The 22,825-nt window shown below is 59.0% G+C and carries 15 protein-coding genes and 4 pseudogenes; 9 read left to right on the top strand and 10 right to left on the bottom strand.

The features are described 5' to 3' along the window. Nucleotides 1-4: 4 nt before the first annotated feature. Nucleotides 5-3,031 carry a type I restriction endonuclease subunit R gene (locus V5B59_RS25715; protein WP_169071948.1) on the top strand — a complete coding sequence of 1,009 codons (3,027 nt, stop codon included), beginning with the start codon at nucleotides 5-7 and terminating at the stop codon, nucleotides 3,029-3,031. Between the two features lie 21 nt (nucleotides 3,032-3,052). Here the strand turns inward: V5B59_RS25715 and V5B59_RS26525 are convergent. Beyond that, a pseudogene (locus tag V5B59_RS26525) lies at nucleotides 3,053-3,181 on the bottom strand (IS701 family transposase); the annotation flags it as partial. Nucleotides 3,182-3,305: 124 nt separating this feature from the next. Between V5B59_RS26525 and V5B59_RS25710 the strand changes: the two are divergent. Further along, a complete protein-coding gene (locus V5B59_RS25710; RefSeq protein WP_169071951.1) occupies nucleotides 3,306-4,820 on the top strand; it encodes a DUF1254 domain-containing protein in 1,515 nt (504 codons plus the stop codon). Between the two features lie 119 nt (nucleotides 4,821-4,939). Further along, nucleotides 4,940-5,563 (top strand): hypothetical protein, encoded by a 624-nt coding sequence (locus V5B59_RS26520; RefSeq protein ID WP_434735634.1) that lies wholly within the window; start codon nucleotides 4,940-4,942, stop codon nucleotides 5,561-5,563. On the opposite strand, the gene V5B59_RS25700 is transcribed toward V5B59_RS26520, so the two are convergent. Next, nucleotides 5,564-5,806, bottom strand: coding sequence for a hypothetical protein (locus V5B59_RS25700; RefSeq protein ID WP_211203526.1), 243 nt, complete (start codon nucleotides 5,804-5,806; stop codon nucleotides 5,564-5,566). It abuts the gene before it with no gap. Beyond that, the gene (locus V5B59_RS25695; protein ID WP_169071949.1) at nucleotides 5,793-6,452 is read right to left on the bottom strand and encodes a TetR/AcrR family transcriptional regulator; all 660 of its coding nucleotides are present in this window, start codon (nucleotides 6,450-6,452) and stop codon (nucleotides 5,793-5,795) included. The genes V5B59_RS25700 and V5B59_RS25695 overlap by 14 nt, the downstream gene beginning before the upstream one ends. 203 nt (nucleotides 6,453-6,655) lie before the next feature. Here V5B59_RS25695 and V5B59_RS25690 point away from each other — a divergent pair. Continuing rightward, a pseudogene (locus V5B59_RS25690) lies at nucleotides 6,656-7,673 on the top strand (cation:proton antiporter); the annotation flags it as partial. A 644-nt stretch (nucleotides 7,674-8,317) separates the two neighbouring features. Here V5B59_RS25690 and V5B59_RS25685 read toward each other — a convergent pair. The 3 genes from V5B59_RS25685 to V5B59_RS25675 form a co-directional block, all read right to left on the bottom strand. Then, nucleotides 8,318-10,330, bottom strand: coding sequence for a hypothetical protein (locus tag V5B59_RS25685; RefSeq protein ID WP_332352523.1), 2,013 nt, complete (start codon nucleotides 10,328-10,330; stop codon nucleotides 8,318-8,320). Nucleotides 10,331-10,499: 169 nt separating this feature from the next. After that, entirely contained in the window at nucleotides 10,500-12,368 is a 1,869-nt protein-coding gene (locus V5B59_RS25680) for a hypothetical protein (RefSeq protein WP_332352522.1), read from the bottom strand. A 368-nt stretch (nucleotides 12,369-12,736) separates the two neighbouring features. Next, nucleotides 12,737-13,492: a PEP-CTERM sorting domain-containing protein gene (locus V5B59_RS25675; RefSeq protein ID WP_169071728.1), complete on the bottom strand. Its 756-nt coding sequence runs from the start codon at nucleotides 13,490-13,492 to the stop codon at nucleotides 12,737-12,739. A gap of 336 nt (nucleotides 13,493-13,828) precedes the next feature. Here V5B59_RS25675 and V5B59_RS25670 point away from each other — a divergent pair, with 336 nt between their 5' ends. Further along, the gene (locus tag V5B59_RS25670) at nucleotides 13,829-14,443 is read left to right on the top strand and encodes a tyrosine-type recombinase/integrase (RefSeq protein ID WP_034917943.1); all 615 of its coding nucleotides are present in this window, start codon (nucleotides 13,829-13,831) and stop codon (nucleotides 14,441-14,443) included. A 138-nt stretch (nucleotides 14,444-14,581) separates the two neighbouring features. On the opposite strand, the pseudogene V5B59_RS26455 reads toward V5B59_RS25670, so the two are convergent. Continuing rightward, a pseudogene (locus V5B59_RS26455) lies at nucleotides 14,582-14,697 on the bottom strand (integrase); the annotation flags it as partial. Between the two features lie 147 nt (nucleotides 14,698-14,844). On the opposite strand from V5B59_RS26455, the gene V5B59_RS25665 reads away from it, so the two are divergent. Next, nucleotides 14,845-15,732, top strand: coding sequence for a hypothetical protein (locus tag V5B59_RS25665; protein WP_169071729.1), 888 nt, complete (start codon nucleotides 14,845-14,847; stop codon nucleotides 15,730-15,732). A gap of 334 nt (nucleotides 15,733-16,066) precedes the next feature. On the opposite strand, the pseudogene V5B59_RS25660 reads toward V5B59_RS25665, so the two are convergent. Further along, nucleotides 16,067-16,723 (bottom strand): annotated as a pseudogene (locus tag V5B59_RS25660) (SDR family oxidoreductase). 215 nt (nucleotides 16,724-16,938) lie between these two features. Here V5B59_RS25660 and V5B59_RS25655 point away from each other — a divergent pair. The 3 genes from V5B59_RS25655 to V5B59_RS25645 all read left to right on the top strand — a co-directional run bounded on the left by V5B59_RS25655 (nucleotide 16,939) and on the right by V5B59_RS25645 (nucleotide 21,105). After that, a complete protein-coding gene (locus V5B59_RS25655; RefSeq protein ID WP_169071749.1) occupies nucleotides 16,939-17,988 on the top strand; it encodes a Fic family protein in 1,050 nt (349 codons plus the stop codon). A gap of 499 nt (nucleotides 17,989-18,487) precedes the next feature. Next, complete coding sequence (locus V5B59_RS25650) at nucleotides 18,488-19,606, top strand: ParA family protein (protein WP_332352521.1); 1,119 nt, start codon at nucleotides 18,488-18,490, stop codon at nucleotides 19,604-19,606. A 32-nt stretch (nucleotides 19,607-19,638) separates the two neighbouring features. Continuing rightward, nucleotides 19,639-21,105, top strand: coding sequence for a hypothetical protein (locus tag V5B59_RS25645; RefSeq protein WP_169071750.1), 1,467 nt, complete (start codon nucleotides 19,639-19,641; stop codon nucleotides 21,103-21,105). Nucleotides 21,106-21,240: 135 nt separating this feature from the next. Here V5B59_RS25645 and V5B59_RS25640 read toward each other — a convergent pair whose 3' ends face one another. Beyond that, the gene (locus tag V5B59_RS25640) at nucleotides 21,241-22,611 is read right to left on the bottom strand and encodes a ligand-binding sensor domain-containing protein (protein ID WP_332352520.1); all 1,371 of its coding nucleotides are present in this window, start codon (nucleotides 22,609-22,611) and stop codon (nucleotides 21,241-21,243) included. After that, a complete protein-coding gene (locus V5B59_RS25635) occupies nucleotides 22,538-22,777 on the bottom strand; it encodes a hypothetical protein (protein ID WP_169071732.1) in 240 nt (79 codons plus the stop codon). Before V5B59_RS25635 ends, V5B59_RS25640 begins: the two co-directional genes overlap by 74 nt. Nucleotides 22,778-22,825: the final 48 nt, after the last annotated feature.

Raw genomic sequence — 22,825 nt, 5'->3', positions numbered from 1 at the left:
CAGCATGAAGCGCACCAGCGAAGCCGCTTTTGAAACCGCCATCGAGTCGGTCCTGCTTGGCGAGGGCTATACGCCGCTCGACGGCACGGGCTTTGACCGCGAGCGGGCGATCTTCCCCGATGAAGCGCTGGCCTTCATCCGTGCCACCCAAGCCAAGGTATGGGAAAAGCTGGACGCACTGCACGGCGAGCAGACCGGCATGCGGGTGCTGGAATCGCTGTGCAAGTGGCTGGACACCCACGGCACGCTGGCCACGCTGCGTCACGGTTTCAAGTGTTTCGGCAAGACCTTGCGGATTGCCTTCTTTCGCCCGGCGCACGGCCTGAACCCGGAACTGGAGGCGCGCTATCAGGCCAATCGGCTGGGGCTCACCCGACAACTGCACTTCAGCCCGAAGTCGGAGAAGTCGCTGGATGTGGTGCTGTCCGTCAACGGCATCCCGGTGGTGACACTGGAACTCAAAAACCCCTTGAGCGGACAGACGGCGGCGAATGCCATCCACCAGTACCGCAACGACCGCGACCCGCGTGAACCGATCTTCGTGTTCACCAAGCGCGCGCTGGTGCATTTCGCGGTCGATACCGAAGAAGCGCACATGGCCACGCGCCTGGCCGCTTCATCCACTCACTTCCTGCCCTTCAACCGGGGCATGGAGGGCGGAGCCGGCAACCCGCCCGACTTTGATGCGCGCAACTACAAGACGGCGTACGTGTGGGAAGAGGTCCTGCAACGCGACAGCCTGCTCGACCTGCTCGCCCGCTTTCTGCATCTCGATGTGCAAGAGAAGACGACCGACGACGGCAGGAAGATTCGCAAGGAAAGCCTGATCTTCCCGCGCTATCACCAGTTGCAGGCGGTGCGCCAGGTGGTGACAGCCGCTGCCAGCGAAGGTGTGGGACATAACTATCTGGTCGAGCATTCGGCCGGCAGCGGCAAGAGCAATACGATTGCCTGGCTGGCGCACCGCCTGTCCAGCCTGCACAACGAACGCGACGAGCGGCTGTTCGACAGCGTGGTGGTCATCACCGACCGGGTGGTGCTGGACCGTCAGTTGCAGAACACCATTTACCAGTTCGACCACCGCCAGGGCGTGGTGCAGAAGATCGACGAGGATTCGCGCCAGCTCGCCGAGGCGCTGGAAACCGGCGTGCCGATCATCATCACCACGTTGCAGAAGTTTCCGTTCGTGTCCGGGCAGCTGGCCAGGCTGAGCGAGGAGCGCGGCGAAGGCAGCAAGAGCCATCTGCCCACGCGCAAGTACGCGGTGATCATCGACGAGGCGCACAGCTCGCAATCGGGCGAGACGGCGACGGAACTCAAGGGCGTACTCGGCGGCGCGGATCTGCGCCGCAAGGCGCAGGAGATGGCAAAAGAGGAAGGCGAAGTTGAGCTGGAGCGCCTGTTCCTCGCCATGGCCAAGCGGGGCCATCAGCCGAACATGAGCTTTTTCGCCTTCACCGCCACGCCCAAACACAAGACGCTGGCGATCTTCGGCCGCAATGGCCAACCCTTCCACCGCTACACCATGCGCCAGGCGATTGAGGAAGGCTTCATCGAGGACGTGCTGAAGAATTACGTCACCTACAAGACCTACTACAAGCTGATCAAGAAGGCCGAGGACGACCCCAACGTCGAGCGCAAGAAGGCCGCCAAGGCGCTGGCCCGCTTCATGCGCCTGCATCCACATAATATTGGGCAGAAGGCCGAAGTGATGGTCGAGCACTTCCAGCACTTCACCCGGCACAAGATCGGCGGGCATGCCAAGGCGATGGTGGTGACCGGTTCGCGGCTGGAGGCGGTTCGTTACAAACAGGAGTTCGACCGTTACATCCAGGAAAAGGGCTACCCGATCAAGAGCCTGGTGGCGTTCTCCGGTACGGTGGAAGACGACAAGATCCCGGAGAAGTCGTACACGGAGGTCGAGATGAATCGCGGCCTCAAGGAGAAGGAACTGCCCGACGCCTTCGCCAAGCCTGACTTCCGCGTGCTGCTGGTGGCCGAGAAGTACCAGACCGGCTTCGATCAGCCGCTGCTGCACACGATGTATGTGGACAAGCGCCTGGCGGGTATTCAGGCCGTGCAGACGCTGTCGCGCCTGAACCGTACCCATCCGCTCAAGGACGACACTTTCGTGCTCGATTTCGTCAATGAGCCCGGCGAGATCCAGGAGGCTTTCCGTCAATACTACGAAGGCTCCGTGATGGGAGAGCAGGTCGATCCCGACAAGCTTTACGAGGTCAAGGCCGAACTCGATGCCTCGGGGATCTACCTCCAGACGGAAGTGGCCGAACTGGCACAGGTGTTCTTCGCCCCGAAGCGCCGCCAGAGCCCCAGCGACCACAAGACGATGAACGCGATTCTCGATCAGGCGGTTGCGCGCTTCGTGCAGTGGCAGAACGCGGAAGAAGAGGAAGCCGAGCTGTGGCGTGGCAAACTGCAGGCCTTCCGCAATCTTTACGGCTTTCTGAGCCAGGTGATCCCCTACCAGGACAGCGATCTGGAAAAGCTGTTCACGTACCTGCGGCACCTCGCGTTGAAGCTGCCCAAGCGCAAGAGCGGGCCGGGTTACCAGTTCGACGAGGAGGTCGAACTCGACTATTATCGCTTGCAGAAGATCAGTGAAGGCTCGATCAGCCTCAACGAGGGCTATGCCAAACCGCTGGACGGCCCGCGCGAGGTGGGGTCGGGCATGGTACGCGAAGAGCTCGTTTCGCTGTCTCGCCTGATCGATATCATCAACCAGCGCTTCGGCGGCGAGTTGAACGAGGCGGACCAGCTGTTTTTCGATCAGATCGCTGAAGCGGCGAGCCTGAACGAATCACTGCAGAAGGCGGCAGAGGTCAACTCCCTCGACAAGTTCCAGCTGGTGTTCCGGCAGGTGCTCGAGTCCCTGTTCATTGAGCGGATGGAACTGAACGAGGACCTGTTCTCCGATTACATGGGCAAGCCGGAGATGCAAGAGCTCATCTCAAAATGGCTGGGTAGCCAAGTCTATGACCGACTGGCTGAGGCAAGGAAGGCGGGCAGATAACTACCCTGAAGTTTAGACGCACACGGGAAGTCCGATAAATTGCATCCGAAGCCACTGGCTGAAAAGCACTGCGGTAATCATGGCGCCCTTTCGCCAAGGCGCGATGGCCATCAACGGAAAGGACTCCCACAACTGCAGGGCGAGCAACCGCGGGTCGGCGGGTCCCTGAGTAAAGTTGCCGCAATCTGACTATGGCGCTCGGAGCCAACCAGTAGCGACGTTATGTCCTGTCGTGATAGCTTTGCGCTTCCAAGTCCAACAAGGAGATTCCACAATGAATGAACAACCCATCAGCAAGCGGCTCAAGTGTGCCTCGATCGGGCTGACCGTGCTTTCCCTTATCCTGCTCGGTGCATGCGGCAAGCAAGTGGAGCCCCAGGTCGACCGTGTTGCTGCGGAAACCAAAGCAAAGCTTGAGGCAGAAGCGAAGGCGCTCGAAGCGGCGGCGAAGGAAGCCGAAGCACGGGTGGTTGCCATCGAGAGCTACGTCTACGCCTATCCGCTGGTCACGATGGAAATGACGCGCCGCATCATGACCAACGTGGAGGCGCCGCAAGGCTCTCGGGCTCCGATGGGGCACTTCGTCCGGATGCGCAGCTATCCCGACGCGTCGTACCGCGATGTCACGGCGCCGAACGCCGACACGCTCTACACGACCACCTGGATCGACGTGTCCAAGGAACCCTGGATCCTGAGCCTCCCGGACATGAAGGACCGCTACTTCCTTTTCCCGATGCTCGACGGCTGGACCAACGTGTTTCAGGTGCCGGGCAAGCGGACGACGGGCACGAAGGCGCAGACCTACGCCATCACCGGACCGGGCTGGTCGGGCGAATTGCCCGCTGGCGTGACCGAGTACAAGGCACCGACGGGTCTGGTCTGGATTCTCGGGCGCATCTACAGCACCGGTACCCCCGAGGACTACAAGGCGGTTCACGCATTGCAGGACAAGATCTCGGTCGTGCCCTTGTCTGCCTACGGGAAGCCCTACTCGCCGCCCCCCGGCACGGTCGATCCGGCCATCGACATGAAGGCCGCCGTGCGCGAGCAGGTCAATGCGCTCGATGCCACCGCGTACTTCAAGCTCTTCGCGGAACTGCTCAAGACCAATCCGGCGGCCGCTGACGATGCCCCGATGCTGGCCAAGCTGGCCAAGATCGGTATCGTTCCGGGGCAGGATTTCGACGTCGCCAAGCTGGATCCCGCCGTGGCCAAGGGCCTTGCCGGGGCGCCCAAGCCGGCTCAGGACCTGATCATGGACTGGATGAAGGCCGGCATCGTGGCGGGCGACATGAAGCTCGAAAACGGCTGGCTGTTCACGACGAAGACGGGCCTGTACGGCACGAATTACCTGCAGCGTGCGCTCGTCACCGCGATCGGCCTCGGCGCCAACCGGCCGGAAGATGCCGTGTATCCGACTTCCACGGGACCGGACATTGCCGCCAAGTACGACGGCGAGAAAAAGTATGTCCTGCGCTTCGAAAAGGGCCAACTGCCGCCCGTGAACGGCTTCTGGTCACTGACGATGTACGACGCGGACTACTTCTTTGTCGACAACAAGCTGAATCGCTACACCCTGGGCCAGCGCAGCAAGTTCAAGGCGAACGCGGACGGATCGGTCGATCTTTACATCCAGAACGAATCGCCGGGCAAGAGCAAGGAATCGAACTGGCTGCCGGCACCCAAGGGTGAGTTTGTCCTGATGATGCGTCTGTACTGGCCGAAGGAACAGGCGCCGTCGATCCTCGATGGCAGCTGGAAGGTTCCCGAGGTCAAGGAAGCGTCCTAGCCGGGTGCCCGGGCAGGTCGGCTACCGCGCCCGCTGCTGAAGGAAAGTCTGAAGACAAAAAGCCCGCCGTCAGGCGGGCTTTTTCTTGCCGCTTGGGCGCATTTTTCTGATGCGAGAAGGTGGCACAGGACGATGGCGGCCAGTTGATGCTTTCGTTCATCGAGGCCAACCGAAAAAGGGGCAAGGAGATCGCCGGCTACGAATACGCTGTTTTCGTCACCAACACCCGCTACGGGATTCTCACCCTCGGCCAACTCTACCGGGATCGGGCGGATGCCGAGAACGCCTTCGATGAACTCAAGAACCCGTGGGGTTGGGGCGGCTACACCACGCACGACCTGCATCGCTGTCAGTTGGCGGCTCGTGCCGTGGCACTGATCGACAACTGGTGGTCTCTAGGTTCATTGCTTGCGGCGCGACTTTTGGTGACCTATGGCCATCCGCCGGTGAAATTGACAACCTGCCCGGTGGCAAATGGGGAACGCCCAGATGCCAGGAATGCGATCAACTCCCCGATTTCCTGCGGCTCACCGAGACGCCCCATGGGAACTTTGCTCGCGATTTCCCGGCGTCCCGCAGGGTCGTCGATGAATCGCGCACGTGGGTTTCAAAATTCCGGGCGACGTCCGGGTCGACAAAGCCGGTATCGTGACAAACCAGCCGGCGTTGCTCTCGGAGTAGTACTGGAACCGCTCCGGGACCAACATACTGGCATGCATGGGTCAGCAGCAAGGCATCCATGATCAAGCTCCTCCGTTCACTGATAGATGATCGTCAACAATCACAAAGGAACCCTCCGGATCGATCAATGGCCGATCCGGGTTGTAGAGCAATTCCACACGATCGGTTTCCAGCATGCTGGCAAAGACGGCGTTGTTGACGTGGCCTTGGCGGTCGGTATCGACGTAGCGCAGTTTCTCGTAGGTCCGTAGCGGGAAATCATCGATAGTCGTCTGTTCGAGGGCCGTCGTTTCAGCCTTTTCCATGATCGGGCACCTCCACGTTGCTTGTCGATTCATTGTCCGGTGTGGCCATACGCTGGATCGCCTGCCGGCAAACGGTGAGGATTTGTTCGGAAAAAACCGGGTCGTCCACCGCGCGGGCCAGCGAAATGCCGCCGACACACAAGGCCATGAAAGCTATCGCATCGTCCAGGCGTGCCGGATCGATCGGGCGGCCTTCGTCAGGAGAGTTGCAGATGGCGCGCAACGACTTGCGCAACTCTTCCTCGTAGACCTTTTTGAAACCAGGATTGCTTCTCGCCGCATCCGACGCCAGCGCGGCTAGCGCACAACTGTCGGCCAGATCGTCGCGATGCGCCATCGCCAAATAGCGTTTGCCCAGCCGCAGCAGCCGACCCGGCCAGGACTCTTTACGGGCCTGCCCCATCCAGCGCGGACGGTTGTCCAGCAAGGCAAACCGAAAGGCGGCCGCCGCCAGCTCGTCCTTGTTGTTGAAATGCGCGTAAAACGCGCCGTGCGTCAGCCCCGCATCCTGCATCACCGGGGCGATGGCGGCACCGGAAAGTCCTTCAGCCCGCAGGCGGGATGCCCCCGCCGTCAAAATGCGCCGCAGTGAAGCTTCTTTGAGATCAGATCGACTGGTCATGGGTTCTCGTATGATGTTGATCATGCGAAAGCATCTTATATGATGCGTATCAGGTCAACCTGATTTCAGGAAAAAGAATGAAAGCCCATGAATGACCGGTACTGAGTGCAGGTCTTCTTGCCGCAATTCACGATGAGCAGCTTGAGGGAGTGGACTTGCTCGTTGAGCCTTACGATACTTTGCCGATGACCCGGCTGTCCGTCCCCGGAAACTTCGTCAGCTGCCCGGTCTTGAACCCGACGGTGGTGCAGTCGCTGAACGGCATCGCCTGGTGGGCCGTGGTTCGTGACGATCGCCGGCGTCGAACTCGACCTCAGACAGGCCTGGGCGCATCGTCGCGAGAGCAGCATCACCGCCGGCCTGGCGCTCGGCACGCCGCTCGCCTTTGGCTGCCTGACCGCCGGTCTGATGCTGCTGCACGATGGCTGGATCGGGCCGCGGGCGATGGCCTGGCAGTTCGTCCTCGGCATCGGCATGGCGTGCGCGGTGACGGCGCTGCCGATCCTGATCCTGCTGATGGAAAAACTCGCCATCCTGCGCCAGCCAATCGGCCAGCGCATCCTGCGCTACGCCAGTCTCGACGACATCGCCATCTGGGGAGTGCTGGCGCTGATCCTGATGGACTGGGTCCGGGTGGGCAGACAACTCGGCTTCTTCGTCGCCTTCGCGCTGCTCGGCTACGCCTTCCGGGCGCTGATGCGGCGGCTGGCGGAACGCGACCGCTGGTATGTGGCGCTGATCTGGCTGACCGTCTGCGCCTTCGGCGCCGACTGGTCGGGACTGCACTTCATGGTCGGCGCCTTCCTCGCCGGAGCGATCATGGACACCGAGTGGTTCGATCAGGAGCGCATGGACCGGTTGCGCCAGCATGTGCTGCTGGTCGTCATGCCGGTCTTCTTCCTGAGCACCGGCCTGCGCACCAACTGGACGCTCGGCGGTGAGGCCGTATTCGTCGCCGCCGGCATCCTGCTCGTCGCGTCGGTCGGCGGCAAGCTGCTCGGCGCGCACCTCGCTGGGCGTCTACTCAACTGGGCGCGGGGCGAGGCGAACATCATCGGCTGGCTGCTGCAGACCAAGGCGCTGATCATGATCATCTTTGCCAACATCCTGCTCGACAAGCAGGTCATCAGCAGCGAAGCCTTCACCGCCCTGCTGCTGATGGCCGTCGCCAGCACCATGCTCACCGTGTCGGTCGTGGCGCCGGAGCTGCAGCGGCTGCGGGAGATCGTTTTGCGGAGTAACTGAGCGACTGAGCGCTGGAGGTTCGGTGGTGCGTGCCCAAGTCCAACCCGAACCACAGGAACTGCTGGCACGCCCGCAGATGTGCTCCCCTTCGGTCAGAACTTCCTTGCCCGGCGAACGTCAGATCTTCGGCCAAAGGTGACACTCGCTCTTCAACCGATCACGTCTGCTGTGCATGCACGACCGGACACTCAACCATTTACGAAACTCGAACGTCCGCTTTGGCCAAAGCGAATGGCAGGAATCGACCCCTTGCGGACGTAGCCACCTTGGGAAAGCAGACGTTCAATGTGCGTAACAAGATGCGCGAACCTACTTGCCAAAGTTATGCCGGGTTGCTGGGTTGCTGGGTTGCTGGGTTGGACACCGAAGCTCCAGGTCTCGCGAGCATGTTTACAGGGCTACTGGCCGTTGGATCCAGGCGACTCTCGATTGATTGCACTCAGCGACTGGACTTGGTCTATTGTGTTACAAGAAGTCTCAACCTTGCGCTAGCAAAATTGGTCAAACGCACGTGCCACTTTTGCCACCATGACGACATGAATCGATCCAGTTGATGATGCCGACCCTATGAATAGTGCGTGCGAGTACCCCAAGACAACAATTTAATGACGCATTAGGAGAACTCAACTACAGGGGTACCTGCCTTACTTGCGCAGAAAATCGAGGATCGCTTCCTTGGTCTTTTCTTTGTCACATATCGCCTGCAGTTCCTCTCGATTGAGTACCCGCCTTCCCTTCAATTCCACTTCCGCGAATTCGTCTACAGGAATCAGATAGTTCGCGCTGTGCAGCTTGTGGGATGCCACTGGCTTCCAATCACCCTCGCCTTTGGCCTGCTTGATACTCGGCGGAAGGACGTACTTGGTATCGAGCTTCGTCAAACGCACTCCAAGTGTAAGCCACACGCGTGTTACGCCTCGGGTGACATCCACAGTGATTGGCACTGCCACACGGGTGTCGGCGGCCAGATCAGGGTCGTCGGTGGCTTTGTCCAGCCAGGCCACCGCGATCCGATAGCAACGGTCCTGATCGACGGCTTCATCGGAAGAAAAACGGGTCTTCATACCGATGTCTTCTGCCGAGATCATGTATAGACCGTAGAACAAGTCACGCATCCATAGCAGCTCGGCATGCAGGCTCGTCGTTCGCTCGCCATCCTTTTTGAGCCCGTGCAAGTGGTCCAGGGCGTCTTTGCCGATTGCCGATTCGAGAAAGTTCGCCAGAAATGCATAGGCCCTTGCCGTGCGTAGGTAATACGTAGGAGCCGGTTCCACACGAAGCCGCGGCGCGACGTTTATCTCAAGCGGCGGTGGTGGTGCTGCTAATGCTCTGACATGCGCCTCCATCATTCTGGCATGCGTCTCGCGCCGCTTCGTCACAAGAGCCTTGAACGCTCCCAGCATTCGCTCCTTGAACTTCTTCGTCAGCAGTAGCTTATCTCTCTCGGCACCTTTCTCGGGCAAAAGCAACGTTTCGAGCGCATAGACCTGATATTCGTACCAACCGCTGTCGGCCTTCGGCTTCAGATCCACCTCACCCGAACGGAGTCGCTTGACGAGTTCTTTCATGAGGTTCACGTCCGGTGGCACGCCCAGCGGAAAGAGCTTCTCGAACAGAAGGCCTTCCTTTGATGTGCTCGGAGGAAAGATCGCAACCGTGGTATGTGCCACCTGTTTCCGCTTGGCCAATCGCTTAACCGCGTCAAGGTTGAGTGACCTGATGTTCTGGATGTCCGCAAGCGAGAGACAGTTGGCAGGATTGCTCAGTTTGGCGTAGAAGGCCAGCATGCGCCGGTAGTCAGCAAGCAGGGTTTGATCTTGAGAAAGAATTCGAGCCAGCGCCTGTGGAATCGCCAATTCCTCGAGATTCGGTTCGCCGAACTGTTGCTGAAAAAAGCGCATAAACTGAAACAATTTCCCCAACTCCTTGTTCCAGATGTAGATACCAATGGGCTTCGATGCAATCTCGTCCACTTGAAAGGCGCTAAGCAGTCTTGCCTTTTCGGCCGCATTATTGACATCCATCTTCACTCCCGCCAATTCCAGTCCGGCAGCAAGGTAGGGAGCAGCAATGTTGGCCTTACCGGCCTTGTCGGCTATGCGCTTGATCAGTTGTACATGGCCTTCCAGCTTGGCTTTCACCCCGTGGAAGTAAGCCAAGTCAATGGCTGCATAGAGGCCATCATCGAACTGTTTTGCTTTGCCGTCGAGCATGTTGACCGACGGGAGGATCACGCGGCCAAATGGTCGATTCCTTACGGCAGCCGTATATGAAGGATGCAGCGTCAGCAATTCTTGTTCCAAATCCGGATTGATGCTGGGCACGTCGAGCCGCAACACCGCGGCGCTGGCGTTTAGCAGCCAGGCGCCATCCGCTCCAAGCGGCCGGCGATCCACACGCGTTTGGTCGAAGGCCGGTTTCTTGCCGTCAAGCTTGTCGTCTACGAGTGCTTCATCTTCTCCTGGTTCTGGCGTCTTGTAGTCAGTCCGCTCAATTCCATAAGTCTTCTCAGGTCCAGTTCCAGAATCAAAACTTGGTTCTGGCGTCTTGTAGTCAGTCCGCTCGATTGCATAAGTCTTCTCAGGTCCAGTTCCAGAATCAAAAAACACGTTAACTCCGGCAAAGACCAAGACCACCAGGACAATTAACACTTTCAAAGAAGTTCGCATGACATTCGACCGAAGTTACGCTCACAAAAGATTGACCCCAAGCGATCACTTACCAAGATGATGCAATCATCAGGATCTAGGAGGTGTGTGACGAAACATGATACCTGAATGCGCTGTAGCGATGATTTCCAAGCGGCAGGGTACAGGGGTACCTGCCTTACTTGCGCAGAAAATCGAGGATCGCTTCCTTGGTCTTTTCTTTGTCGCATATCGCCTGCAGTTCCTCTCGATTGAGTACCCGCCTACCCTTCAATTCCACTTCCGCGAATTCGTCTACAGGAATCAGATAGTTCGCGCTGTGCAGCTTGTGGGATGCCACTGGCTCCCAATCATCCTCGCCTTTGGCCTGCTTGATACTCGGCGGACGGATGTACTCGGTATCGAGCTTCGTCAAACGCACTCCAAGTGTAAGCCACACGCGTGTCACGTCTCGGGTGACATAGATTGGCACTGCCACACGGGTGTCGGCGGCCAGATCAGGGTCGTCGGTGGCTTTGTCCAGCCAGGCCACCGCGATCCGATAGCAACGGTCCTGATCGACGGCTTCATCGGAAGAAAAACGGGTCTTCATACCGATGTCTTCTGCCGAGATCATGTATAGACCGTAGAACAAGTCACGCATCCAAAGCAGCTCGGCATGCAGGCTCGCCGTTCGCTCGCCATCCTTTTTGAGCCCGTGCAAGTGGTCCAGGGCGTCTTTGCCGATTGCCGATTCGAGAAAGTTCGCCAGAAATGCATAGGCCCTTGCCGTGCGTAGGTAATACGTAGGAGCCGGTTCCACACGAAGCCGCGGCGCGACATTTAGCGACGGTGGTGCTGCTGCTGGTACCGCCATCATTCCGAGATGCGTCTCGCGCCGCTTCGTCACAAGAGCCTTGAACGCTTCCAGCATTCGCTCCTTGTACTTCTTCGTCAGCAGTAGCTTATCTCTCTCGGCGCCCTTCTCGGGCAAAAGCAACGTTTCGAGCGAATAGACCTGATATTCGTACCAACCGCTGTCGGCCTTCGGCTTCAGATCCACCTCACCCGAACGGAGTCGCTTGACGAGTTCTTTCATGAGGTTCACGTCCGGTGGCACGCCCAGCGGAAAGAGCTTCTCGAACAGAAGGCCTTCCTTTGATGTGCTCGGAGGAAAGATCGCAACCGTGGTATGTGCCACCTGTTTCCGCTTGGCCAATCGCTTAACCGCGTCAAGGTTGAGTGACCTGATGTTCTGGATGTCCGCAAGCGAGAGACAGTTGGCAGGATTGCTCAGTTTGGCGTAGAAGGCCAGCATGCGCCGGTAGTCAGCAAGCAGGGTTTGATCTTGAGAAAGAATTCGAGCCAGCGCCTGTGGAATCGCCAATTCCTCGAGATTCGGTTCGCCGAACTGTTGCTGAAAAAAGCGCATAAACTGAAACAATTTCCCCAACTCCTTGTTCCAGATGTAGATACCAATGGGCTTCGATGCAATCTCGTCCACTTGAAAGGCGCTAAGCAGTCTTGCCTTTTCGGCCGCATTATTGACATCCATCTTCACTCCCGCCAATTCCAGTCCGGCAGCAAGGTAGGGAGCAGCAATGTTGGCCTTACCGGCCTTGTCGGCTATGCGCTTGATCAGTTGTACATGACCTTCCAGCTTGGCTTTCACCCCGTGGAAGTAAGCCAAGTCAATGGCTGCATAGAGGCCATCATCGAACTGTTTTGCTTTGCCGTCGAGCATGTTGACCGACGGGAGGATCACGCGGCCAAATGGTCGATTCCTTACGGCAGCCGTATATGAAGGATGCAGCGTCAGCAATTCTTGTTCCAAATCCGGATTGATGCTGGGCACGTCGAGCCGCAACACCGCGGCGCTGGCGTTTAGCAGCCAGGCGCCATCCGCTCCAAGCGGCCGGCGATCCACACGCGTTTGGTCGAAGGCCGGTTTCTTGCCGTCAAGCTTGTCGTCTACGAGTGCTTCATCTTCTCCTGGTTCTGGCGTCTTGTAGTCAGTCCGCTCAATTCCATAAGTCTTCTCAGGTCCAGTTCCAGAATCAAGAAACATTTTAACTCCGACAAAAACCAAGACCACCAGGACAATTAACACTCTTAAAGAAGTTCGCATGATGTTCGACCGAATTTACGCTCGCGAAAGATTGGCCCCGATCGATCACTTAGAGCGTGTTAAAAAACCTAACCTCTTGATTTATAATGATGGCTCAATCCAAGGTGCATTGCAGAATTTCACGTGACGAAAATTTGCAGCGCCGATCCAATGTCGGATTTGGGTCGCTATGGAGAGATTTACATAGTGACCCGGAGCGGACAATCGAGGTGTTGGAAAGCGGACGCGCAACAAATATGTAACTCGCGTAGGATATGCCGACGAAGGAGGCATATCAATCGAGTCACGCGAACGATGCGCTTCGTACCTCAACGCATCCTACGCAGGCTAACCAATCCTAATCCAGAAAAACCGAGCATCATAAGAGCAAGCGTGGCAGGTTCTGGAATATTTGATAGACCACACGATCCCGGCGTTCCGGTATTCAAGCAGGCCGCTTGGGGCGCGGTTAACGGTTTGTCATAGAGACGGATATAGTCCACTACACCGGCAGACGCTTCACCGCCACCCGTGACAACATCATCAATGAAGAAATTTACAATACCGCCGGTTCCCGAAAAAATCGCCAGATTGGTGGTGTCCGTGAAGGCAATTTGCTGAGTACCACCCAGATAACCAATAACCTGCTGAGTAGCACTGTTTCGGGTCAGGATCAAGTTAACGTCTTGGTTGGCTATGAATGCTCCGTTTGGCCCGTTTTCAAAATTGCCACCGGAAAATCTGACGAATTGCAATGCACTGGAATAATCATACAAACCCTCATCAGTGCCCAGGTTCTTGAAATCCACTATCTTTCGCCAACTGTCCAAAACGGCGAAATTAAACTTCATCTCGATAGAATAAGTTCCGGGATCGGAGAAGGCCCCGCTCAGGCTCAACCCTTGGTTCGTACCGAAACTATAGTTCGTAGGGTTCAAACTGCCGCCCACAGATACCAGCCCCGGCCCTCCCAATTGATCGGCCAGACTATTGTTTAATTCATAATCGTGGACGAGGTTTGCTTGGGCAGTCATAACCGCTAATGTGAGGACCGCGCCCGCTATAAGTTTGTACCGCTTTTTCATAGTATTAGCTCCTATGTGATGGCGCTTCGCGCCGAGAGTCTGACGTTTAGCCTAACTCGGCACTCTGCATCGCGCTGGAAGTCGCTTCCCAGCAGGCTTTCCCTCATACGCCTGCTGCTTCTACGTGGTAATAAATTTCCGCAAAAAGCAGCACTTCATATGTAGAGCGATAGCATACACCCAGGTCGCTTCAATGACTGCTTTGTGCAAACTTCTCCAGTGTCCGTTCCTGGCCGATAGTACTCGTTGATGTCTGCGCCCGTAAAGCGGTCATTGCTGAAATTGCCGGCGTTGCTCTCAACAATCAGGCTCCGATCAACCACGAAGGAGTCTGACATGGAAGCAGCACACACACGGGAGCCCTGGAACAAAGGCAAGCTGGTCGGGCAGAAGCCGCCCCTTAAGCCGAAAGACATCTGGGCCATCCGAATTTATCTTCAAAATCTGCATCAGATTAGAGACTTGGCCATGTTCAATCTTGCCATCGATAGCAAGTTGCGTGGCTGCGATCTCGTCAATCTGCGAGTTCGCGACATCACGCACGGCAACCAGATCATGGCGCGAGCGATGATCGTGCAGCGGAAAACGCAACGGCCTGTACAGTTTGAATTGACCGAACCTACGAGGACCGCTATCGCAGCGTGGATCGATAAGGGGAACCTGAAACCCGAGCAGTACTTGTTCCCCAGCCGGCAAGCTTCGTCACCTCATGTCTCAACGCGGCAGTACGCTCGCATTGTGCATCAGTGGGTCGCGGCCATCGGCCTCGATTCGACGGTCTATGGCACTCATACGATGCGGCGGACCAAAGCGACATTGATCTACAAGCGAACCAAGAATCTGCGGGCCGTTCAGCTTCTGCTCGGCCACACGAAGCTGGAGAGTACTGTCCGCTATCTTGGAATTGAAGTCGATGATGCCTTGGAGATCTCGGAGCAAACGGAAATTTAGCCGTTTCTTTCGATGCTGGTCGCACGGCCAAACTCTCTGTTGCACACCGTGCGACCGCTTTCTGGCATGATGATCAACGTGTACTGTCGGCCAGCAGCAGCCGCTCAGATTGCCTCTCCACTGCTGACGTTCGAACCCATTGACATCGCTCTCCTCAGTCCATAATCTGTAGTGCAAATAGCGGATGCGCTCGCGCAACTGGTCGAGCACCCTTGTAGCTTTTGGGGAGGAAGGGAAGCCGTGCTGTGTTTCACGATTCATTTAGTACTGGATACAAAAACAGTACATACGTCGAAAAGCCGCGCTACAAGGCCCTTTGGGGGCACCCTGTGGCGCGGAGTTATACAGCACGCACCGGAGTTGGGGCGCAAAGCTGTCTCCCCATAACAAAGTTAGACCCCATGGCGAACCGATTTGGGCTCCAGCGGCATATTCCAGAAAATATTGCGCTGGAAGTGCGCCGAAGGTCGAAGTTTGGATGTGTTATGTGTCGTTGTGCGATCTATCAGTACGAGCACATCGATCCAGAATACGCAGACGCGGAGGCCCACGAGCCGGACAAGATTTGCCTGTTATGCGGCGGATGCCACGACAGAGTCACCCGCGGGCGACTTTCCAAAGAAACGGTGAAAGCGCGTTACCTTGAAGTGCAGAGATCGAATGAGATTCACAGGCCCTTCGAGGACTTGGACCTTTCTGCGCAGAACATCTGTGTGGAAATGGGGACCGCGGTCTTCGAATATGCACGTCATCTGTTGCGAATCAACGGACATGACCTATTGTCAATCACCCCACCGAAGAACGGTTCCGCATTTCCCACTTTGAATGGCGTCTTTTGCGATCACACTGGGCGGGAAATATTTCGCATCACTGATAATATCTGGGAAGGCCCAAATGATGCATGGGACATACGCGTTATCGGGACCGAAGTTACAGTAAAGTCCGAAGGCAATCGCATTGCACTCGCCTTTAGAATCACCCCGCCTGACAAGATCGCAATAGGTCATCTGAACATGTACTTGGATAATTGCCATATTGTTTGCGGCGACCAGGGGATTTGGGTCGGGCAGGTATACGAGACTGGCTACACCTACATTGGGATAGGCAAGCTCAGGTGCCAGGGCGCTGAAATCGGCGTAGACGTTGACTCTCGAGGTGTCGGACCACCGGCTGTACGTGGCGTCAACATGACTGGTGGTGAGGGCGTGGTTCTCGATGGAACAGGGATACGTATAGCGGTGGGTGCTGTAGCAATGAATATCGGCGATCTAGAAGTATGGGTTCAGTAGCAGCACTAGCGTCTAATAACTCATTGGTGCGGCCGCCTGTCGGCGCCGCACAATTCAGACGTTGAACGTCCGCTATCCCAATCGGGCTACTTCCGCTTTGGGTCGCGTCCTGCCGTTCGACTTGGCCAAAGCGGCCATTCAAGTTCCGTAAGTGGGCAAATGTCCGGTCTTGCATTCACAGCGGACGTGATCGGCTAAAGAGCGAGTGTCGCCTTTGGCGGATAAGCGGTCAATCCCCGGGGTACCTCGCCCTTGTCTCTTGAACGACATTTCCCGGGCAGAGAGTGCACTCCGCGTGCGTCCGTGACCTCGAATTCCTTCTTCAGTAGAAACTCTAGCTGAGCCCACCGTTGATCGAGATCATCTGGCTGGAGATGTCGGCTGCGTGATCCAAAGCCACGAAACGGACGAGATCGGCGACTTCCTCACGCTTGCCGGCCCGCTGCATCCGCGCTAGCGTCCTGATCATTGCGGCGTCGCAACTCCCGTCGCCCATTCCGGTGGCAATGATTACCGGCGCCATGGTGTTGACCGTGATGCCGCGACTGGCGACTTCCGGGGCCAGCCACTTGCTCGCGGCATGCAGCGCGACCTTCGCCGCCGAGTCGTTGACCTGGCCGCGGTTGCCGGTGATGGCCGCGACCGACGAAATGTTGACGACCCGTCCTCAGCGTCTACGGATCATCAACAGGATCAGCGGCCGGGTGACGTTCAAGAATGCGATCACGGCAACGTCGATGACGCTGTCCCACTGCTCGCCGGACATGGCGGGACAGAGCGCGTCGGCATCGATGCCGGCATTGTTGACCAGGATCTGGATCGGGCCGGCGGCGACGATGTCCGACAGCGCCGTCGCGGTAGATTCGCGTTCGGCGACGTCGAAAATGACCGCTTCGACGCTGCCGCCGCAGGCGACGATCTCGCCGACGAAAGCCGCGGCCTTATCGCGGTCGCGGTTGGCGTGTACGATGACGTGTCGGTCGGTGGCCATCTGCGCGGAGCGCGCATCGCTGGCCGCATACTCGACGCGGGGCGAGGCAAGCATCATCGGCTGGCTGCTGCAGACCAAGGCGCTGATCATGATCATCGTCACCAACTGCGTCCGCTTTGGCCCGACGACCTTCCCGATGGCGAAAAGTTACGCCCTGCGCGTTTCCTGGGCATCTGCAAAAATGGGTGTAATTGGATGTAGTATTGTTGTCGGCCATGATCGCTTCGCATGCCGTCCAGATAACCCCGGAAATCCTGAGTCTCATCGCCGGAATCGATGAGTTCAAGGGTGCTTGGCGCGCGCTTGGCACGCTGGCGCCGGATCGGCTGGCTGCGCTGCGGCGGGTCGCCACCATCGAGAGCATCGGTTCATCGACCCGCATCGAGGGCAGCAGGCTGTCCGATCGCGAAGTCCAGCGCCTGCTATCCAATCTGCAGATCAAGTCTTTCGCCACCCGGGATGAACAAGAGGTAGCCGGCTACGCCGAGGTCATGGAAGTGGTGTTCTCGTCCTGGCAGGACATCGCGCTGACAGAGAACCACATCAAGCAGTTGCACCGCGATCTCCTGATCTACAGCGAGAAGGACGCATGGCATCGGGGCAACTACAAAACGACTACCAACAGCGTAGTGGCCTTTGATGAGGACGGGAAACCACTGGGCGTCGTCTTCGCAACGGCGACGCCATTCGACACGCCATCCCTGATGGCTGAACTGATCACCTGGTTCAACGCAGAGCGTCAGGCGGGACAGCTTCACCCCTTGCTGCTGATCGGTATCTGGATCGTGGTCTTCCTCGAGATCCATCCCTTCCAGGACGGCAACGGCCGGCTCAGCCGTGTTCTCACAACCCGGTTGCTCTTGCAGGCCGGCTATGCCTACGTGCCTTACAGCTCGTTGGAATGCGTGGTCGAGCAAAGCAAGGAGGCCTACTACCTGGCTTTGCGGCAAACGCAAGGCACGATCCGCACGCGTGCGCCGAATTGGCAACCATGGCTGATGTTCTTCCTGCGTGCGCTCGCCGAGCAGGTCCGCCGTCTCGATCGCAAGATCGAGCGTGAGAAGCTGGTATTGGCCTCGCTACCTGAGTTGTCGCTACGGATCGTCGAGTTCGCACGCGAGCATGGACGCATCACGATGGGTGATGCGATTCGACTGACCGGCGGCAATCGCAACACCCTCAAGCAGCATTTCCGGGCGCTGGTGGCACAAGGCCACCTGGGTCAGCACGGCGCCGGCAGGGGCGTCTGGTACGAGTTGCGGTAGGGGAGATTCACGCCCGGCATTCGCCACCAAGGCGATCTTTCGCAACTCGAGGTCCACGACGAGCAGCGTGAGCGATTCGATTTGCTCGCCGAGCGTGTCATTGCCCGTGACCCGGCTATCTGCTTCCTGAAGCTTCGTCCGCTACGCGGTGCGTACACCAGTTCGGGAACCACCATCTCCCAGGATTCGCATTGCGCGTTGATCCGGGACTTGTATGGATCCGCTACGTCCCGCGGTCGGCGCACGTGGATGGCGGCGACGCGGGCTTCGATGCAATGCATGTTGTTTTCCGGTTCGAAGTGCTGCGACAGGGCGCCGACGTCTACCCCTTGCGCATCGCACAATCGCCAAGCGCCGGCCGATGTCGGCCATAAAGCCGTGCGCGACATAGCGGGTTGCGCTACGATGATAGGGCGCGTCTGCGGCTTGGTCGTTGATCCGGAATGTTTTCCTATCTGAGCGGTGAAGGCCCGTTCACCTGCTTTACCTGCGAACGGTCATGGCCTATCCGCCCAACATGCCTGCTGCTGCCCGACGGCATATCGAAGCCGCAGATATCTTGTTCGCCAAATCTCGGGGAGACGTCGCCGGGTATCTTTATGGCATCGCGGCGGAGTGCGCACTCAAAGCCATGATGCTGGAAGCCGGGATGCGGCCTTCAGAAACGCGGCGGGATGATCCTTTTTTCGCCCACTTTCCGGAACTACGAAGCATGCTGCGAGATGCTCCACCCTGTGGACGCCGCGGGACGCCTCTGCTCCGCCTGATCAACGATGATCGTTGTAAGCGGCTTGGAGCTTATGCCCGAACGGACCGGGTTCTCGCGGGGCCAGACGACTTTGGTGCCGCGCGCGTCCTTGCCGACTCGACAGTCGTGCAGGTTCCGATAGGAGGCACCCGCATCCGTCTGGTTGACCGACGACTCGTGGGTGGGGATTGGCAGCGTCAACCCGCATCCGCGGCACCATTGCCAGCACGCTTTGCGTTTGCCAGCCTTAAGGGGGGCGTTGGACGTTCCACGGCCTTGGCGGTCGTGGCCGCCGATCTGGCGACACAGGGACTACGGGTACTGGCCATTGATCTGGATATCGAGGCCCCGGGTCTGGGGCCGATGCTTCTCAACGACGACAGCCTGCCCAAGTTTGGCGTGCTCGACGCTTTGGTCGAAAATGGCCTTGCCGGCCTCGATGAGCGCTTTCTAGCCGATCTGATCGGACCATCGATGCTCGCCAACCGGCGCGGGCGAATCGACGTCATCCCCGTGTTGGGGAGACGATCCCTTCGTCATCCGGCTGACGTGTTGGCCAAGATCGCGCGCGCCTATGCTGAGGATGTGGGAGACAATGGCTCCGTGGCGACTTTTCTGGATCAGGTTCGCTCTCTCGTGGATAGTTTCGCCAAGAGCAATCGCTACGATGCCATTCTGGTGGATGCGCGCGCCGGGTTGCACGAGACCACGGCTTCTTCCCTGATGGGGCTGGGTGCGGAAGTGTTTGTTTTTGGCCGGGACGAGCCACAGACATTCCAAGGATTCCGCGTACTTCTTGCTCATCTGGCACGTTTCGTCGACGCTGGCGGACCGCCGCCGGACCGCCGCCGGAGTGGCTGGCGAGGCTGACGCTCGTGCAGGGCCAAGCACCGAATTTGAGCTTGAAGTTATCTGCCGACAAGTACCGCGCGATTCGGCGGGCCATTGCCAATATCCCCGGTGATGTATCGAACGATGCGGTGGGAGCGAACGTCGCGAAGCTGGAAGACATTTACGCTCCTGAAACGCATTCCTCCGCATTGGACCCCGGCACGCCGATCATCCTGGGCGCACGCGGGAGTGGAAAGAGCTTCTGGTCGAGCGTGCTCGGGCGAGCGGATACCAAGGCGGCGGCGGCTAGGGCATATCCCAGGCTCGGGCTCGTGCAGGTCGAGGTGCAGTTCGGCTACACCGGTATCGGTGGTCCCGGCGGCGTTTCCGTTGACCAGATAGACAGGGCGGTGCCGCCGGATGCATCCAGCGAACAAGCGCGGAGCTTCTGGTGGGCAACCATTCTGAGCGCTGCGACCAGACAATCGGGTCAAGGGGACACGAAACCTAAGGACTTTCTCGACTCAGCCCGCGACTGGGAGCGGCGGGAAGACCTGCTCGATGGTCATGAGCAGCGCTTGCGCGGCGAAAACAAGACCCTGTTGATTGTTTATGATGCACTCGATACCGTAGCGCGAACCTGGAAAAGGCGACGCCTGTTGACCGAAGCGTTGCTGGAAGTGGTGTGGGCGATGCGGGCGTATCGGAGCCTTCGTGTCAAGCTGTTCCTTCGCCCAGACCAGATCGAGGACGATGCCCTTCGTTTCGTCGAGATCCCGAAGTTGCGCAACGGCGCCGTCAATCTGCAATGGTCAGGAAGCGACCTCTACGGCCTGCTGTTCGCTCGGCTGGCCTTGACCCCGGATGAGGAAGCGCGCAGTGCATTTGGACGACTCTTGGGCGAGAATGGCTTCACTCTTCCCGACAGCAACGCCGTTCTCACTCGCAGGTGGTCGTTGGGTGTGGTCCAGCACGATCAGAAGCTGATCATGGATGGCGTGGCTGGCCGCTTTATGGGGCAAGGCATGTACGCCTTCAAGAAGGGAAGCACTTACCAATGGCCGATCACCCACTTGGCGGACGCGTTTGACGAAGTGACGCCGCGCAGTTTTCTCGGCATGATGATTGCTGCGGCCAAATACGGCCCCGCGCCTGAAGACAAGGTGATCACGCCCGACGGCATACGTCACGGTCTGCGCGAAGCGTCCAAGACCCGTGTTGACCAGCTTCATCAGGAGTTTCCCTGGATCAAGGGCGTCCTCGCTCCGCTGGCGGGTCTGCTTCTCCCACAGTCCGAGGAAGGGGTCTTTGACGTTTGGCGCCGGGCGACGACGGTGGATCGGCTCAAACAAGACGCACAGACCCACGATTATATGCCTCCATTTCCTGACGAAGAGCAGGGCAAAGAGCGTGATCTTTGCGTCGCCATGGAGCGGATCGGCGTCATGTTCCGGCGCAAGGACGATCGCGTGGATATGCCCGACCTGTTTCGTGTTGCCGCCAGACTGTTGAAGAAGGGAGCAATCGCGCCACGCTGATGGGCGATGGACCCGCGCCATGCTCGCCGAACTGAAGGGAAGACGATGATCTCCTTGAACAGGTCGCCATCCGCTCCCCCGTTCTGCGTTGCCAGACTGGCGCCGACCTGCCGGTTGTTCAGCACCTCGACGATGTCATTCGAGATTGCGCAGCGAGTGCAGGATGCTCGGGATTTCCTTGCGCGAGAGCCGTGAGCGCGCCCGCGGACCGAGCGGGACGCTGCGCATCGACGCTCTCGCCGCCGCCCTACGACCCGTGGCCGGGCGTTCGTGAAACCGGCGAGCGGACGACCTCCAGGTTGCCTGAGCGCGCCCAGTCGGCGACCGGCCGGCGCGACCAGTTGAGGAGCGCTTCGGGCGATTCGCCATGGGCGTCGAGCGCTCCCATCCAGCCATTGCGGCCGGCTGCCTTGACGGCATAGAGCAGCGGTAGCTGGCGACGCGGGAATCGGCCGTGGTGGCGATCCAGTCGGTGTCGAATCCCTGCAACTGGTAGGCGTAGCGCAGGCGGCCGGAATCGCTGTAGTCGAGTGCCGCGAAGACCAGGCTGAAGCCGCGCTGCGGCGGCACCAGTTCAAACCCTTCCTGGATGTGGCCGACCGGCTGGCGCTGGCCGTCGATGGCGAACTCGGAAACCACCAGTGGCGGCGCGTAGTCCGAGGCATCGAAGCCCTCCGGTCTGACCACCAGGATTCCCCTGCTGCCACCGAACAGCAGTCGGCCATCCGTCGTCCTGGTGTGGGCAAGGAACCAGCCGGTACCCAGATCCGCACCATCGGCGGCGGTCAACTCGTCCAGCCGGTCCGTCGCGGGGTCATAGACGTATATCTGCGTCCAGATGCGACCGCGCCCATCCTCCAGCAGATTGCCGCCAAAGGGACGCGTGACGATTCCATGGCGTTCGCTGATGCGCTCGAAGGCCGCATGTTGGCCATCCCAATGGCGCATGCGATGCAGTCCGGTGACCGCGGTGTCTACCCACAGGGTCTGCTGACGGTCGAAGAGCAGTCCGATGACGCTGGGGTTGCCGAGGCCGGCGCCCTCGGCGCAGGCGACGCTTCGCAATTCGTGTTCGCCAGCTGCGGCGCGAAAAAGCCCCTTGCCGCTGCCCACCCACACGCTGCCGTCACTTGCCTCGGCAAGAGCGTTGATGTCGGCACGCAGCGACTGCCCTGCGTGTTGAGCGACGCGAACGATTGCCGCCGTGCCGGGCCGCAAGCGGAACACGCCATCCTGCGTGCCTACCCACAGGGAGCCGTCGGTGCTCGCCAGCAACTGACGCGTCAGCCCTCCGGCATGCGGCAGGACTCGCAATTGCCGGTGGTCCCGGGTGAACTGATAGAGCGCGGAGTCGGTGCCGAGCCAGAGCGTACCGTCGCGAGCCTGCGCCATCGCCTCGATGCGTGCGGGCGGCAGCGGCTGTCCGGACGCCTCAGGCGTCGCCCGGGCGGGTGCCGGAGTGCAAGGCGCCGACGACGCGTAGCTGCCTGTCCAGCACGGCGACACCACCCTTGTGGGAGGCGGCCCAGATGTTCCCGTCCGATGCCTCGAACAAGGCCTGCACGATGCGGCCGGCCAGGCTGGCACCGCCATTTGCCGCAGCGTTCGAGAAGACCGGTTCGAAGTGATCGCTGCCGGGCTGGAGACGGCTCAAGCCGGCCCAGGTACCCACCAAAGTGCGCCTTGGCGGTCGAGCAGCAGTGCCTGGACGCGATCGTCG

The sequence above is a fragment of the Candidatus Accumulibacter contiguus genome, from assembly GCF_036625285.1.
Lineage (GTDB): Bacteria > Pseudomonadota > Gammaproteobacteria > Burkholderiales > Rhodocyclaceae > Accumulibacter > Accumulibacter contiguus.
The sequence above is the reverse complement of the archived record's forward strand: the minus strand, read 5'-3'. Positions and strand labels throughout refer to the sequence as shown.

What these genes read in the sequence shown, in the direction of transcription:
- V5B59_RS25675 (WP_169071728.1), bottom strand. Translation starts at nt 13,492, where the DNA reads ATGAAAAAGCGGTACAAACTTATAGCGGGCGCGGTCCTCACATTAGCG.
- V5B59_RS25655 (WP_169071749.1), top strand. Translation starts at nt 16,939, where the DNA reads ATGATCGCTTCGCATGCCGTCCAGATAACCCCGGAAATCCTGAGTCTC.
- V5B59_RS25665 (WP_169071729.1), top strand. Translation starts at nt 14,845, where the DNA reads ATGGCGAACCGATTTGGGCTCCAGCGGCATATTCCAGAAAATATTGCG.
- V5B59_RS25670 (WP_034917943.1), top strand. Translation starts at nt 13,829, where the DNA reads ATGGAAGCAGCACACACACGGGAGCCCTGGAACAAAGGCAAGCTGGTC.
- V5B59_RS25695 (WP_169071949.1), bottom strand. Translation starts at nt 6,452, where the DNA reads ATGATCAACATCATACGAGAACCCATGACCAGTCGATCTGATCTCAAA.
- V5B59_RS25650 (WP_332352521.1), top strand. Translation starts at nt 18,488, where the DNA reads ATGGCCTATCCGCCCAACATGCCTGCTGCTGCCCGACGGCATATCGAA.
- V5B59_RS25715 (WP_169071948.1), top strand. Translation starts at nt 5, where the DNA reads ATGAAGCGCACCAGCGAAGCCGCTTTTGAAACCGCCATCGAGTCGGTC.
- V5B59_RS25700 (WP_211203526.1), bottom strand. Translation starts at nt 5,806, where the DNA reads ATGGAAAAGGCTGAAACGACGGCCCTCGAACAGACGACTATCGATGAT.
- V5B59_RS25710 (WP_169071951.1), top strand. Translation starts at nt 3,306, where the DNA reads ATGAATGAACAACCCATCAGCAAGCGGCTCAAGTGTGCCTCGATCGGG.
- V5B59_RS25680 (WP_332352522.1), bottom strand. Translation starts at nt 12,368, where the DNA reads ATGTTTCTTGATTCTGGAACTGGACCTGAGAAGACTTATGGAATTGAG.